General features: G+C 55.7%; 11 protein-coding genes and 1 pseudogene. 5 read left to right on the forward strand and 7 right to left on the reverse strand.

Features of this window, described 5'->3' with window-relative positions:
- Nucleotides 1–75 precede the first annotated feature (75 nt).
- A complete protein-coding gene (locus tag HALA3H3_RS01140; protein WP_022520542.1) occupies nt 76–1095 on the reverse strand; it encodes a zinc-dependent alcohol dehydrogenase in 1020 nt (339 codons plus the stop codon).
- A gap of 360 nt (nt 1096–1455) precedes the next feature.
- Here HALA3H3_RS01140 and HALA3H3_RS01145 point away from each other — a divergent pair, with 360 nt between their 5' ends.
- Together HALA3H3_RS01145 and HALA3H3_RS01150 are read left to right on the forward strand one after the other, a co-directional pair.
- The gene (locus HALA3H3_RS01145) at nt 1456–2184 is read left to right on the forward strand and encodes a CDP-alcohol phosphatidyltransferase family protein (RefSeq protein WP_022520543.1); all 729 of its coding nucleotides are present in this window, start codon (nt 1456–1458) and stop codon (nt 2182–2184) included.
- A gap of 282 nt (nt 2185–2466) precedes the next feature.
- Nucleotides 2467–3120: a phosphoribosyltransferase gene (locus HALA3H3_RS01150; RefSeq protein WP_022520544.1), complete on the forward strand. Its 654-nt coding sequence runs from the start codon at nt 2467–2469 to the stop codon at nt 3118–3120.
- Nucleotides 3121–3212: 92 nt separating this feature from the next.
- Here the strand turns inward: HALA3H3_RS01150 and HALA3H3_RS01155 are convergent, their stop codons facing one another.
- The 3 genes from HALA3H3_RS01155 to HALA3H3_RS01165 form a co-directional block, all read right to left on the reverse strand.
- Nucleotides 3213–3542, reverse strand: a complete 330-nt coding sequence (locus HALA3H3_RS01155) for a four-helix bundle copper-binding protein (RefSeq protein ID WP_041157838.1) — start codon at nt 3540–3542, stop codon at nt 3213–3215.
- A gap of 146 nt (nt 3543–3688) precedes the next feature.
- Nucleotides 3689–4159, reverse strand: coding sequence for a GFA family protein (locus HALA3H3_RS01160; RefSeq protein WP_022520546.1), 471 nt, complete (start codon nt 4157–4159; stop codon nt 3689–3691).
- Between the two features lie 181 nt (nt 4160–4340).
- On the reverse strand, nt 4341–5300 hold the full coding sequence (locus HALA3H3_RS01165; protein ID WP_236557260.1) for a LysR family transcriptional regulator: 960 nt from the start codon (nt 5298–5300) through the stop codon (nt 4341–4343).
- A 108-nt stretch (nt 5301–5408) separates the two neighbouring features.
- Between HALA3H3_RS01165 and HALA3H3_RS01170 the strand changes: the two genes are divergently transcribed.
- Nucleotides 5409–6368 (forward strand): sodium-dependent bicarbonate transport family permease, encoded by a 960-nt coding sequence (locus HALA3H3_RS01170; RefSeq protein ID WP_022520548.1) that lies wholly within the window; start codon nt 5409–5411, stop codon nt 6366–6368.
- Here the strand turns inward: HALA3H3_RS01170 and HALA3H3_RS01175 are convergent.
- Nucleotides 6341–9523: an efflux RND transporter permease subunit gene (locus HALA3H3_RS01175; protein WP_022520549.1), complete on the reverse strand. Its 3183-nt coding sequence runs from the start codon at nt 9521–9523 to the stop codon at nt 6341–6343. The two genes, HALA3H3_RS01170 and HALA3H3_RS01175, sit on opposite strands and share 28 nt — an antisense overlap.
- A gap of 6 nt (nt 9524–9529) precedes the next feature.
- Nucleotides 9530–10717, reverse strand: a pseudogene (locus HALA3H3_RS01180) (efflux RND transporter periplasmic adaptor subunit).
- A 507-nt stretch (nt 10718–11224) separates the two neighbouring features.
- On the opposite strand from HALA3H3_RS01180, the gene HALA3H3_RS01185 reads away from it, so the two are divergent.
- Together HALA3H3_RS01185 and HALA3H3_RS01190 are read left to right on the forward strand one after the other, a co-directional pair.
- Nucleotides 11225–12184 (forward strand): AraC family transcriptional regulator, encoded by a 960-nt coding sequence (locus HALA3H3_RS01185; RefSeq protein WP_022520552.1) that lies wholly within the window; start codon nt 11225–11227, stop codon nt 12182–12184.
- Between the two features lie 442 nt (nt 12185–12626).
- Nucleotides 12627–13193 carry a manganese efflux pump MntP gene (locus HALA3H3_RS01190; RefSeq protein ID WP_022520553.1) on the forward strand — a complete coding sequence of 189 codons (567 nt, stop codon included), beginning with the start codon at nt 12627–12629 and terminating at the stop codon, nt 13191–13193.
- A 121-nt stretch (nt 13194–13314) separates the two neighbouring features.
- On the opposite strand, the gene HALA3H3_RS01195 is transcribed toward HALA3H3_RS01190, so the two are convergent.
- Nucleotides 13315–14202 carry a sigma-70 family RNA polymerase sigma factor gene (locus HALA3H3_RS01195; protein WP_022520554.1) on the reverse strand — a complete coding sequence of 296 codons (888 nt, stop codon included), beginning with the start codon at nt 14200–14202 and terminating at the stop codon, nt 13315–13317.
- Between the last annotated feature and the right edge of the window lie 2 nt (nt 14203–14204).

Raw genomic sequence — 14204 nt, forward strand, 5'->3', positions numbered from 1 at the left:
TCCGCTTTTTCGTTGATTTTTGCCTTGTCTGGCCTTCGCTCATTACGTTAATCAGAGGCTCCATAAGTAAATAGGTTATGAGGGGTAGCGCAGGCGGTGACAGAGCTCAACGCTACCACGGCCAAACAACTGAGGAGCAAGCGTGGGCAGTTGTGCAAAGTCGCTTTCACCGCTGATTAGCGCATCCAACCGCTCGTCTACCAGCAGGCTCAGCGCTAATTGAAGGCGGCGCTGGTAGTCCCAGCGGGGACGTAGTTTGGGTGGCAGCTGGCCTACCTGGCTGGCCTTGAGCGTCAGTCGCTGGGAGTGAAAAGCTCCGCCCAATGGGATCGCAATATCCCCCTGGCCAAACCAGCTCATTTCGATAATGCGCCCTTCGCTGCCCGCTAACGCCAGTGCTTGGCGCAAGCCGGCGGACTGGCCGCTGGCGTGGATCACGCAATCTTGGTCATGAAGGGCTTGTTCGGGAGTGCAGAAGATCACGCCCAACTGCTCGGCAAGCTGGCGACGCTCAGGGTTAATATCGACTAACTGAACGGTAACACCAGGCACCTGAGCGCACAGGTACGCTACCAGCGCACCGACGACACCGGCGCCCATAATAGTGATTCGCTCACCCAGCATCGGCTCGGCGTCCCACACGCCATTGATGGCGGTTTCCATATTGGCCGCCAAGACGGCACGTTTAGCAGGCACATTGGTGGGTACTTCCAGCACTGCCGAAGCAGGCACAATGTAGTGATCCTGGTGGGGAAACAGGCAAAAAACGGTTTTATCCAGGAGAACGCTTGGCCCCTGCTCAACGCGGCCAACGCTGCAGTAGCCATATTTGACCGGGGCAGGAAACTCACCCGACTGGAAGGGAGCCCGCATGCGCGAGAATTCGCTTTCAGGCACACGACCATTGAACACCAACGATTCGGTGCCGCGGCTGATACCACTGTATAAGGTACGTATACGCACCTCATCCTGGGCGGGAGGACTTAGTTGTTCACGCCTCATCTCGCCTTGTGCTGGGTTGGTCACCCAAAAGGCGGTGGCCCAGGTTTTTTTAGCGGCATTGGGAGCTTTGCCAACATCGTCAAGCGCCGACATGAGCGTTCCTTTTCGTTACGAGCCCACTTGATTCGGGCTCTCTTTCATTCCGTTGAATGTGGCGTGGCACCATTGCGCTGCAAGTTAGGGATAAGAGACACGCCGTGTGTCTCAGCCCCCGAGTATAATGTGTGGCCATGCATTGCATGGCCTTAGGCAGAACAGTTTTCAATGGTTCACCATCTTCAGCGTAGCGGGTGAAAAGAATATATTCGATTAACCATTTGGAACAATTGAAACTAACCCGTCTATTTCTTGATCTTATGGACAACACTACCTTCTTCTACAAGAATGGTACATATAAAAATAGTTGCATCATTTATTTCAACTGCGGATAGCGACGCCGCTTCGTGAGCCACCATGCCGCTTTTTTCCAACGCTTCTTCTTACACCCTGCCTAAGCGTCTCTATGGCGCTGCAGAACTACTGCTGGGCAGCTTGCTGCTAATTGCTGTAGGCAAAGGCTTACCACTTTTAATGGCTACTCCGGCCAATTGGTGGGTGGCCTTTGCCTTCTACACGTTTATTTCCGCTCTGGTCATCATCTTCTGGCCCCACGGCGCACTGGGTTGGGCTAACCGGGTCACGTTGGTGCGTGCGATTGTGGTTTCATTAGTGGCAGGTGCGCTCGCCGCCAATGCCTTTGTAGGGGCAATCTGGCAATGGCTGGCGATCGCGGTGATCGCCCTACTGCTGGATGGCGTTGACGGCTGGATAGCCAGACGCACCAAAAGCCACACCCGATTCGGGGCGCGCTTTGATATGGAGTTGGATGCCCTGTTGATTTTGCTACTGTGCGCAGGTTTGTTGCGGCTGGAATCACTGGGGTTTTGGGTGCTGTTGATAGGCGCAATGCGCTACCTGTTTATCGCCGCCAGTTGGCAGTTCCCGTGGCTTTCAAAGCCGCTGTTTGCAAGTTTTCGCCGTAAGGCCGTTTGTGTCTGGCAGGCGGTGGCGCTACTGCTAGCATTAACGCCACTAACCTCCCACCTTGTTGCCAGCCTGCTGGCCATTAGTGCATTGATCTCATTGCTCTATTCGTTTGGTGTTGACGTGTGGTGGCTGTATCGAAAAACACAGCGCTCCTAGCCCACTGCATCTTGTTAGCGAGCCGCTTGGCGACTCAGGGAAATAACGGTTTGGATAAGCTGTTTCCTCCTGACTATAGTCATTGTTAGGCTATCTTTTCGCCTTTCGTGTACTGGGAGACTCTTATGGATCACTCAGCAACAGTTCCCCACGGCCCTTCTGAATTCCGCCGCGCACGTGCCCTCATCACGCGATGACTTTGCTACTGTCGAGCGCTCCCCAGGGAGAGCTAGGCACTTATCCTTTTGGAGTTTAGGCTGTTTTGGGGTTGAGAAGCCACACATGCACAAGCATCAAGAGCTTTTTGATGATCGACGCGCAGCAGGGCGAAAGCTTGCTTATGTATTATCCGACGCGCGTTATGACCTAGTGCTGGCATTACCTCGTGGGGGTGTACCAGTTGCTTACGAGGTAGCGGCAGCACTTAAACTTCCGCTTGATGTGGTCATCGTGCGTAAGATTGGTGCGCCTGGGCAACCCGAGATTGGGCTAGGCGCTGTCGTCGATGGCGACCCACCTCAAGTGCTGTGGACACCGGATTTGCTGCAGATTTTTCAGCCTTCTGAAAGTTATCTGGAAGCTGAAGTACAGCGCCAACTAAGCGAGATAACCCGCCGTCGTCAGACTTATATTGGTAATCAGGCGCCCATTAACGTTAGCGAACGTCACATATTATTGGTGGATGATGGTATCGCCACCGGTGGAACAGCTAAAGCAGCCGCCAGAGCACTACGCCAAGCAGGAGCCGCTTCCGTTACCTTGGCAGTGCCTGTCGCCCCGCAGTCCACGCTGGATGAGTTGGCTACCGAGGTCGACGATTTGATCTGTTTAGCTACTCCCGAGCCATTTATTGCCGTTGGCCTTCACTATCAAGATTTTACCCAAACCAGCGATGACGAAGTGATCTCCCTATTGCAGAAGGCTCACTCTCTTTAACGCATTCTTTGATATAGATTAAAGTACAAAAAAGCCAGCTTTCATACGCAGTGAAAGCTGACTTGTTTAATTGTTGAGGATTTTATGCGGCCTTAGGCAGCCATCGCAGCACACTCATTGGCGCAATGTTGGCACGCTTTGGCGCACTCCTGACAATGCTTAGCATCGTGTTTGGCACACTCATTTCCACACGCTTTACAAATATCAGCACATATCCGACAGATTTCCTTGGCGTATTCACTCCCCTGGGCCATGAAGGAGGCTGCCAAGCGGCATATCTGTGCACATTGACGATCTAAACGGATGCACTCAGCCATCATTTTTACATCATCTTCTTGCAAGCAGGCAGTGGCACAAGAATCACAGTAGATCGCGCAGATATTGCACGCTTCAATACATGGCTTATATTTTTCAAATTCCATCTTTCTACCCTCCTTGTCATCAAACGAGCACTCGGCCTACTCCTGCACAGGCGTGACAAGCCGTATGTTGAGTTCCTGAAGAACTCGTCTAATAGAGTATAACAGAGAGCTTGCAACACAAGCGCAGCAAGCGGCGTCACTTAACTCTAACACTCCAACCTCAGGCGCTGGTGCCACTCAGCAAGGCTTTCATCGGGGTATTCGTCGAAGCATTTATCTTGGAACTGCCCATTGACCTCGACCCAGTCGGCCCGACTTCCCAGCATCATGTGCGTTTTCCGGGGAGGGGTCGGCAAGTCCGTATCAATCGCCGAAGCGAAAGGGTGTACCAGCTCGGGCCATTCGGGGTCATAAACCCACAGCGACGATGCACAGTGCTTGCAGAAATGCCGCTCTCCCGTGCTCTGCTCCCCCTTAATGAAGGCGCGGTAGACAGTAATATGCTCTTCGCCGCTAACGTTGAGCGTTTTGCTGTCGCCGCTGAGATTGATGGCATAGCCACCACCGCCCGCCGTTTTACGGCAGATTGAGCAGTAACAGCGATTAAAAGGATAGGGGTGGTTTGACTTCACACTGAACGTCACTGCCTGGCAGTGGCATGATCCTTTGAGCAGCATAGTTACCTCCGTTTGCAGCGGTTACCCAAGACAAATATCAAGGTGCGACTGCATGAACCGAGTGCGATCTTAAGTACTCTCTTAAGTTCTCTCTCAAGCTCTATCTTAATATCTTAGCTTAGCGCATAGGATCTACGTCGCTTTCAACGGGGATAATTGACGCTGTTTGTGAGTCAATGCATCAGCGTTCAGACTTTAAGGCTTGGAGCAATTCAGCCACGGCCATCTCCCCTTCGGGCTCGTCAAACGCTTGTGCCAGCGAAGCTTGTACATAGCTCAAAAAACGAATGGCGGCGGGGGGTAAGCGGCGTTGCCGTCTGACCACAAAGTGCCAACGACTTTTCAGCGGAAAGCCCTGCAACGGCAGCTCTTGGACGCCGTTGGGCGAATCTGCAACAACGTGGCGAGACAGCACCGCTAGACCCATGTTTGACGCCACCGCTAGCCGAATAGCCTCGTTACTGGCGACCTGCTGGGTAGAGCGTAGCTCAATACCCGCACTGTACAGCCAGGCTTCAAAGGTATGCCGAGTCGCAGAGCCCGGTTCGCGCAGCAGAAATCGCTCCTCTTTGAGTGCGTCCATGCTGAGACCTTCTACGCCTGCCCAGCGGCAATGCTGCGGCCCCACCACTACCAATGGATTGCTCAGAAAAGGCGCGGCTAACACATCGTCATCAATGGGCGGGTGGCTAAATACGTAGATATCATCCTCATGGCGCTCAAAACGATTGAGCATCTGCTGGCGATTACCTATCTCCACCGTGACATCTACCTGGGGGTTAGCCTGACCAAACGGCCCTAACAGCCGTGGCAGTACATATTGCGCGGTGTTCACCAAGCCGATACTGAAGTGTCCGCGCCCTCCGCTGTTGTACTCCTCCAGGTACTGACTAAACACATCAGCACGGCTAAGCAAGTCCTGGCTGAGTTGATAAAGCGCCTGACCAACCTCAGTGGGCACCAGGCGCCCTTCCTCGTGGCGCACAATCGGTTCACCGACAATTTCTCTCAGCCGCTTTAGCTGCTGAGACACCGTGGGTTGGGTCAGGTGGAGCCGATTTGCCGTGGCCGTCAGTGAGCCTGTGCGAACCACGTCGGCATAGACCTGTAGCAAGCGAAAAGTGAGTTGTCGTACTTTCATAGCCAGCCCCATAGATAATCATCTATGACTATATAAATCTTATTTGTTTTCATCAATCTCTTTGGATCGCTAAAGTAACTGCTTTAAAACCCATCAAGGAGATTGTCCGTGCCGGATATTGTGGTGATGTTTTTTGTGCTAGGTGTGGTTGCCGGTGTGGTGCGCTCCGATCTCAGTATTCCCAAAGCCGCTTATGACATATTGAGCCTACTGCTGATGCTGACCATTGGCCTTAAAGGCGGCATGGCGCTGCATGGCAGTTTGAGCATATCGCTGCTGGTCGAGTTATCTGGCGTCACTCTGCTGGGGATCATCATTCCACTGCTTATCTTTCCGGTGGTTCACTATTTAGTACGGCTATCCATCGCCGACAGCGCCAGCCTTGCAGCCCACTATGGCTCCGTTAGCGCCGGTACGTTCGCCGTGGCCCTGGCGTATACTGAAGCGCATAGCCTAATAACAGGTGGGCAGGTGACGCTTTACCTGGTACTGCTCGAACTACCGGCCATCATGCTGGGCCTGTTGCTCTACCGGCGCTTCAGCCGTAAAAAGGCCGCTGACACAACGTCAGAGCCGATCAAAACTTCCGGGCTGTGGCACGAGACTCTGACCAATCGCGGTGTAATCCTGTTGGTGGGCGGTGTGCTTATTGGCTGGCTATACGGCCCAAATGCAGGTGAGTCAGTCACCGGGCTGTATACCAAAGCCTTCCATGGCATTCTGGCGCTGTTCCTGTTGGAGATGGGCTTGGTCGCGGCAGAAACACTGCGCAGCCTGCGGTGGGGGCACAGCCGTCTGATTATATTCGCGCTCGCGGCACCTATCGTGCTTTCCTGCTTTGGCCTGCTAATGGCGTACTGGCTAGGGCTATCCGCTGGATCAGCGGTTATTCTAGCCAGTCTCTCCGCCAGTGCCTCTTACATTGCCGCCCCCGTTGCTATTCGCGCCGCCATTCCAGATGCCAACATTGGCCTTGCCATGCTGGCATCTTTGGGGCTCACCTTCCCTTTTAACGTGTTAATGGGCATACCTCTCTATCATCAACTTTGGGCATGGCTGGTAGGGTGAGGTGAAGTGTCCAATGTAGCGCTATGATGGCTGACCAATGGGCCAGACAGTTTACGCAGCGCCACGTAGAACACCGGCGTGAGGAACAAGCCAAACAGGGTGACGCCGATCATGCCGGCAAACACCGCAGTTCCCAGCGCCGCCCGTACCTCGGCGCCTGCGCCGGTGGCAACTACCGAAGGCAACACCGCCGCGGTGAAAGCGATCGAGGTCATGATGATCGGCCGCAGGCGCAACCGGCAAGCTTCCAGGGCCGCTTCCACTACGCCCTTGCCCTGCAGTTCCAGCTCCCGGGCGAACTCCACGATCAGGATGGCGTTCTTACAGGCCAGGCCAATCAGCACCACCAGCCCCACCTGCACGAAGATGTTGTTGTCACCTCCGCCAAACCAGACACCAATCAGCGCCGCGAGCATCGACATGGGCACGATCAGAATCACCGCCAGCGGTAGCGTCCAGCTCTCGTAGAGGGCCGCCAACACCAGGAATACCAGCAGGATCGACAGCGGGAAGACCACTAGAGCCGCATTACCCTGGGTGGATTGCTGGTAGCTCAGGTCGGTCCACTCCAGCGCCATGCCCGGGGGCAGCACCTCTTCCGCCAGGGCGTTGATGGCATCCATCGCCTGGGCGGAAGAAAGCACGCGGGGGTCAAATTCGCCGGCCAGGTCTGCTGCTGGGTAGCCGTTGTAGCGCAGCACCGGGTCGGGCCCGAAGGTTTGCGTGATGTTCACCATCGTGCCGATAGGCACCATTTCTCCCTGGTCGTTGCGGGTGCGCAGGCGGGCGATGTCCTCCACGCTGGCCCGGAAGGGGGCGTCCGCCTGGGCGATCACCTGCCAAGTGCGGCCAAAGCGATTGAAGTCATTCACATAGGTCGATCCAAGATAGGTCTGCAGGGTGTCGAACAGCTCGGTCAAGGGCACGCCCTGGGCCTTGGCCCTCAGCCGGTCCACTTCGGCATCCAGTTGCGGCACGTTGGATTGATAACTGCTGATCGGAAAGCCCATTCCCGGCGTTTGCGAAATAGCCCCCTGGAGCTGGTTCACCGCCTGCTGCAGCGCCCCATAGCCAAGATTGCCACGATCCTCGATAAACAGCTGGAAGCCCGACCCATTGCCTAGCCCCAGAATCGGTGGCGGCATGAAGGAGAACGCAAAGCCTTCTTTCAGGCCGCCAATGCCCTGATTAATGCGGGCGTTTATCTCCGCGGCGCTAAGGCTGCGCTCACCAAAGGAACTGAGGGTAAGAAACGCCACACCGGTGTTGGAGGTGTTGGTGAACTGCAGCGCGTTCAGGCCGGGAAAGGCAATGGCGTGCTCCACGCCCTCGGTCTCCATGGCAATATCCACAACATCCTGAAGCATCTGGTCGGTTCTCTCCAGAGACGCGCCTTCCGGCAGGATGACGCCCGCAATCAGGTACAGCTTGTCCTGCACCGGGATAAACCCGGGCGGCACTGCCTTGAACATCACGCCGGTACCAAGCAGCAACAGCGCGTAGACCACAAACACCGCGCCACGATGCTTCAGGGAACGAGCCACGCCGCCCTGGTACTTGTTGGAGCTGGCGTTAAAGAAACGGTTGAAGGGTCGGAAAATCCAGCCGAACAGCGTATCGATCACGCGGGTGAGCCGATCCTTGGGCGCGTCATGGGGCTTGAGCAGCATCGCTGCCAGCGCGGGCGACAGGGTCAGGGAGTTGATGGTGGAGATCACCGTGGAGATGGCAATCGTCACCGCGAACTGGCTATAGAATTGACCGGTCACCCCCGACAGGAAGGCCATGGGAATAAACACCGCGCACAGCACCAGCCCCACGGCAATGATAGGCCCGGAGACTTCTTTCATGGCCTGATGAGCGGCGGCCTGGGGCTTCAGGCCCTCTTCGATGTTACGCTCCACGTTTTCCACCACCACGATGGCGTCGTCCACCACGATACCGATGGCCAGCACCAGCCCAAACAGGGTCAGCGTGTTGATGGAGTAGCCCAGCAGGTAAAGCGCCCCGAAGGTGCCGATCACCGAGACCGGCACCGCCAGCAGCGGGATAATGGACGCACGCCAGGTCTGCAGGAATAGCGTGACCACCAGCACTACCAGCAGCACGGCTTCCAGCAGGGTGGCGATCACTGACTTTATAGAGTCATTAACAAAGATCGTAGTGTCGTAGACCGCTTCGTACTCAACACCTTCAGGGAACTGCTCGGACAGCTCCTCCATGGTAGCGATCACCTGCTCTCGGATATCCAGCGCATTGGCACCCGGTGCCTGGAATATTCCCACACCCACCGCGTTGTTGCCGTCCAACTGCGAGCGCAGCGTATAGTCCCCGGCGCCCATTTCCAGCCGGGCCACATCCGAAAGCCTGAGTATCTCGCCGCCCTCGCCGCGCTTCAGCACGATGTCGCCAAACTCCTCTACTGTTTCCAGCCGCCCTTGGGCGTTGATCAGGGTAAGAAAGTCACTATCTTCAATGGGCTCAGCTCCCAACTGCCCGGCGGAGACCTGTACATTTTGTTCACGCATGGCCCCCACCACATCACTGGCCGTCAGGCCACGGGCAGCTATTCGATCAGGATCGAGCCACGCCCGCATGGCGTAGTCCCCACCGCCGAAGATTTGCGCGTCCCCGATCCCTTCGATCCGGGCCAGCCGGTCACGGACATTCAGTCGCACATAGTTGCGCAGGTAGAGGGTGTCGTATTCACCGCTGGGCGAGGTCAGGTGAACGACCATCAGAAACGTTGGCGACTGCTTCTGGGTGGTGACGCCTTGCCGACGCACGGCTTCCGGCAGTCGGGCTTCCGCTTGGCTGACGCGGTTCTGCACCCGAACGGCGGCCTGCTCAGCATCGGTACCAGGGCGGAAGGTGACGGTCATTTGCAGCACACCGTCAGAGCCCGCCACGGACTTGAGGTACATCATATCCTCAACGCCGTTGATGGCTTCTTCCAGTGGCGTGGCGACCGTTTCGGCGATCTCCTTCGGGTTAGCGCCGGGGTAGACCGTGCGAACGACCACTGATGGCGGCACCACGTCGGGGTACTCGCTAATGGGCAGGTTGGGTATGGAGATCAGCCCCACCGCTAGAATAATGATCGACAGCACCGCTGCAAAAATCGGTCGATCCACAAAGAAACGCGAGAAATTCATGGCGGTCTAGTCCTCCCTGGCAGCAATGGCGGGTTGGGCGTCAGCAGCCGGGGCGGCGGGCACCGTTTGGGGGCTCACTTCCATACCCGGCATGAAGACTTTTTGCACCCCGTTGACGATCACCCGGTCGCCGGCAGCAAGCCCTTCGCTGATGACCGTGCGTTCATCCACCCGGCGCCCTGTGTCGACCTAGCGACGCTGGGCGAGGTTGTTCTCATCCACCACGTAGACGTAGCGGCGATCCTGGTCGGTCAGGACCGCCTTGCCATCCACCAGCAACGCTTGGTCCAACCGCGCGACCGGCATTTCGACCCGCGCAAACTCCCCGGGCCGAATGCGGCCATCCGGGTTGTCCAGCACTGCCCTGAATTGCAGGGTACCGGTGTTGGGGTTCAAGCGGTTGTCAATAAAGTCCAGGGTGCCTTTGTACTGGCGCTGAGGGTCGCCGCCCAGCTCGATATTCAGGCTGTTCGACGCGTCACCGGTGAGAAGTGTCTGGCTGGCAAACGCGGCCTGCTCGTCGGCCTCAAAGTAGACGTGGATCGGATCAATGGTGACCAGCGTGGTCAACAGACTCTGGTCGGCGTTGGCTAAGTTACCGCGAGTGACCATCGCCCGACCGACGCGGCCACTGACCGGTGCTGTAATGCGGGTGTATTCAAGGTCAAGCTCGGCGGTCTGCAACGCTGCCTCAGCAGCATCGACCATGGCACGCGAATTACTCAGGGCCGATTGACGCTGGTCATGCACTTCCTGGGAAATGGCCTGACGCCCTAGCAACACCCGGGCACGTTCAGCTTCACTGCCAGCCTGAGCCTGCTGGCTCCTGGCCTGGGCAAGATCCGCTTGGGCGGCGTTAACACGGGCCTGGTATGGGCGTGGATCGATCAAGAACAGCAAATCTCCCTGCTCTACCAGCTCTCCCTCCTCGAAAGCGACTTCCTGGATATAGCCGCTGACTCGCGACCTTAATTCAACCGTTTCAGCCGCTTCCACCCGCCCGGTGAATGACTCACTCAACACCACTGGCTGAGCGGTCACTTCTGCCACCTCGACTTCTGGGGGTGGCGGGGGCGATGCAGAAGCCGCCTCCTCACTCTTGGCTTCGCAGCCGGTAAGCAAGGCCATCAGCAGCAGGAACAGGAATATCGCCCGGCTGCTTGCAAAGCGGGTTCTTAGAGACAGACTTCCCATGATTACTTGCTCCAGTGGCTATCGGACGCCGATAGCAGCATTCGTTATATAACGCCTCACCGCGTTGGCGGTTGGCATTTAATTAGTCGGTTCAGCAAGATCCATTTCGACATTGCCCTACGGCTTCCACCGTGAGGGGGAGTCTCAGACCGGTAGCGTTCTTGAAAGACGCTCTGGTCATACGGAGGGCAGGCAAGCCCGCAGCACCAGGCTGCGGGCTTAGCGCCCATCAGAGGCTACCTACAATAGGCGGTACGAGCGCGAGGGAGGTATCGTGTTCCTGCGGAAAGCTTGCCTGTTTCTGTCACGGGCAGAGAGCGGCCCAATAAGCAGGCCCAATCAAACAAACGAACGATTTTCGGACTTGCACAGCATGACGGTCAGGTGACAGCTGATGCGGGTTGTCGATTTCTACGGGGTACTTGCCTGATCCTGCAGAATCAAATGAAAAAGCCTACGATTTATAAATCGAAGGCATATACTGCGAACTAATAGGGAGGAAAGCCATTGACCACTATCTTGCCTGAGCAGATTGTCCAGCTCAGCGACAACCTATCGCAACAGTTAATCAGCGTTGCCCGTCGCTGGAGCCCACTTGAAGAGCTTCAGGATACGGCGATTGCCGAAGTGCAACTGGTGCGCGCTGACGCCCCTACCAGCTTTCACTGTGCGGTATACGAGCCGTGCCTGTGTTTTGTCATTCAAGGCAGCAAGACCGTGCTACTAGGTGACAAGGAGATCGTCTACACCGGGCCCAGCTACATGGGTAGCGCCGTTTACCTACCGGTGGTAGGCAGGATTGACCATGCCACCCCGGAAAAGCCCTACTTGGCGGTAAAAGTCTCAGTGGATCCCCAGGAGGTAGCAGGACTGATACTGGAACTGGGCGACACAGCGCCGCCCGCGGGAAATGATACTATCTGCTCCGAGACGGACTGCGGATTAAAATCGGCCCCCATGGATGCACGCATGCAGGGTGCACTTTATCGATTGTTGAGCCTGCTCGACTCCCCGGAAGACATCAAGGTGCTTTCCCCCTTGGCCCGTCGGGAGTTGATCTATCGGGCACTCATGGGTGCCATGGGGCCTCACATGCGCCGGTTTGCCGCCTCCGACTCCCAGGCTAACCGGATTGCGCGGGTCATCTATGCGCTTAAAGAGCGCTACACGCAACCGCTCAAGATCCGTGAACTGGCAGCAACCGCCAACATGAGTGAATCGACGCTTTACCATAGCTTCCGGCAAGTCACACGCATGTCGCCCCTGCAGTACCAGAAGAAACTTCGCCTGCACGAGGCCCGACGACTCATGCTGGCCGAGGGGCTCGAGGCGGCCACCGCCAGCTACCGGGTAGGTTATGAAAGCCCTTCCCACTTTAGCCGCGAATACAGCCGCATGTTCGGCGCGCCACCCCGAGCTGATGTTATTCAACTGCGGGCAGCGGGAACAGCACCGCAGACTGCATGACTTCCAGTGTAATCGGCTTCTGGTTTTCCCGATGATTCTGATAACGGCTATTTAGTCTTTTATAACTTCAAGCCACTTAATATTGAATTATTGCAACTAAATCACCAACAACAATAACGCTATAGATAACTATAAACCTTTAACCTTAAAAGCACATCACAACGTCATTAAACATGACGAACACAATAGATTCACATCTTTATCACAAGTCACACAAGTATATTAAAAGCAAACAAAATCAGCTAACACACACATTGTTAGCCAAGGCTATGTTAGTTCACTATTACAAACTTTATTTTTAAAGCTCTGTCTTGTTTGTTTAATAAATCGTGGTAGGATTCATCGCTATTGAATACCCGACTTTTACACTCAAGCATAGTATTACTACTCTGCCACTGGGTACATGTGCACGGTACTTTTCCAGCGAGCGAGTTCACACTCCATGACACCAATTACCCTGCTGTTTCTAGCCGTATCCATGTCGGCAGATGCCTTCGCCGCCTCCATCAGCAAAGGCGCCGAGCTGCAAAAGCCACGGTATCGTCACGCCATCGGGATTGGCCTGGTCTTTGGTGTGATCGAAGCCATTACCCCGGTACTCGGCTGGGTAGCGGGCAAGGCATCTCAGCAGTATGTGCAAGCCTGGGATCACTGGGTGGCCTTTACCCTGCTGACGCTTATCGGCCTTCACATGATGCATACCGGGCTCAAAAAGGAAGACAAGATAGAGCACCGCAAACAGACGCTCTGGTTATTGGTGTTGACCGCCACTGCTACCAGCATTGATGCCATGGCTGTGGGCGCCAGCCTCGCCTTTATCGATGCCAATATCATCGCCACCAGCCTAGCTATCGGCCTCGCTACTACGGTAATGGCCTCTATAGGCACTTTTCTGGGCAATAAGCTTGGCAAGTTCGTCGGTCACTGGGCAGAACTTATCAGCGGTATTGTGCTAATCGGAATTGGCTTAGCAGTATTGGCCGAGCACACAGCTTTTTTTAATGCTTAACCAGCAATTTATAACCTTGATCTCTTTTAAACCTGAAAGTCCTTCTTAAGCGATTGAGCTTTTACACATGAAGCTGCCGTAAAAGAAAAGCTTGAGAAAAATCTATTTACTTAACTAAAGACTAAAGCTGCGGTAGCTGGTCAGCCAAGTGGCGTAATTTATCCGGATTACGCACAACGTAAAGTGCCTGGATACGACTATCCACGACCTCCAGAGTCATAACCTGAGGTAGCCCATCGTGTTCGATCGTTAACCACCCCGGAAGCCCATTGACAATTACATGACTTACCCAGCAAGGGTTGGATGACGTCGACTTGTGGGCCAAGCCTGCAAAGAACCGGCTTATTTTATCTGCGCCGATAATGAGTCTGCGTACAGCAACTCTCTTGCCGCCTCCATCGGCATGCAGCGTCGCGCTGCCGCTCAACAAAGCCTTCAATTCGGTGACGTCGCCACTGCGTGCTGCTTCAAAGAAGCGTTGGGTCAGTTGGCTGTGCTCTCCAGCCGCCACCTGATAGCGCGGGCGTGCGGCCCGCACCTTTTTTCGAGCCCGGCTGGCAAGTTGGCGACAGCTTGTTTCACTACGTTCGAGGCTGATGGCGACCTGACCAAAATCCAGCCCGAACACATCGTGCAGTAGGAAAGCAGCCCGTTCCAAAGGCGACAGCCGCTCCAGCGCCAGCATCAGGGCGAAAGAGACATCGCTGGCTAGCGCCTCGGGGTCCACCGGAGTATCCAACGTTTCCACCAGCGGTTCAGGCAACCAGGGGCCCACATAAACCTCACGTTGTCGATGAGCGACCCTAAGGCGATCAAGACAAAGCCGGCTGGTGACAGTGGTCAGGTAGGCACGCACATCGTTCACCGAAAGGTGGTCAGTATCATGCCAGCGCAGGTAGGCATCCTGTACCACATCTTCCGCTTCGCTCACCGACCCCAGCATTCGATAGGCGATACCGGTCAGATAACGGCGCCAGTGATTAAACTGGCGCGCAGACTGTTCCGTCATGG

This window comes from Halomonas sp. A3H3 (assembly GCF_000982975.1).
Lineage (GTDB): Bacteria > Pseudomonadota > Gammaproteobacteria > Pseudomonadales > Halomonadaceae > Vreelandella > Vreelandella titanicae.

Excerpts from the sequence above, each read along its gene's own strand:
- HALA3H3_RS01140 (WP_022520542.1), bottom strand. The coding sequence starts at position 1,095 with ATGTCGGCGCTTGACGATGTTGGCAAAGCTCCCAATGCCGCTAAAAAA.
- HALA3H3_RS01145 (WP_022520543.1), top strand. The coding sequence starts at position 1,456 with ATGCCGCTTTTTTCCAACGCTTCTTCTTACACCCTGCCTAAGCGTCTC.
- HALA3H3_RS01150 (WP_022520544.1), top strand. The coding sequence starts at position 2,467 with ATGCACAAGCATCAAGAGCTTTTTGATGATCGACGCGCAGCAGGGCGA.
- HALA3H3_RS01155 (WP_041157838.1), bottom strand. The coding sequence starts at position 3,542 with ATGGAATTTGAAAAATATAAGCCATGTATTGAAGCGTGCAATATCTGC.
- HALA3H3_RS01160 (WP_022520546.1), bottom strand. The coding sequence starts at position 4,159 with ATGCTGCTCAAAGGATCATGCCACTGCCAGGCAGTGACGTTCAGTGTG.
- HALA3H3_RS01165 (WP_236557260.1), bottom strand. The coding sequence starts at position 5,300 with ATGAAAGTACGACAACTCACTTTTCGCTTGCTACAGGTCTATGCCGAC.
- HALA3H3_RS01175 (WP_022520549.1), bottom strand. The coding sequence starts at position 9,523 with ATGAATTTCTCGCGTTTCTTTGTGGATCGACCGATTTTTGCAGCGGTG.
- HALA3H3_RS01190 (WP_022520553.1), top strand. The coding sequence starts at position 12,627 with ATGACACCAATTACCCTGCTGTTTCTAGCCGTATCCATGTCGGCAGAT.
- HALA3H3_RS01195 (WP_022520554.1), bottom strand. The coding sequence starts at position 14,202 with ATGACGGAACAGTCTGCGCGCCAGTTTAATCACTGGCGCCGTTATCTG.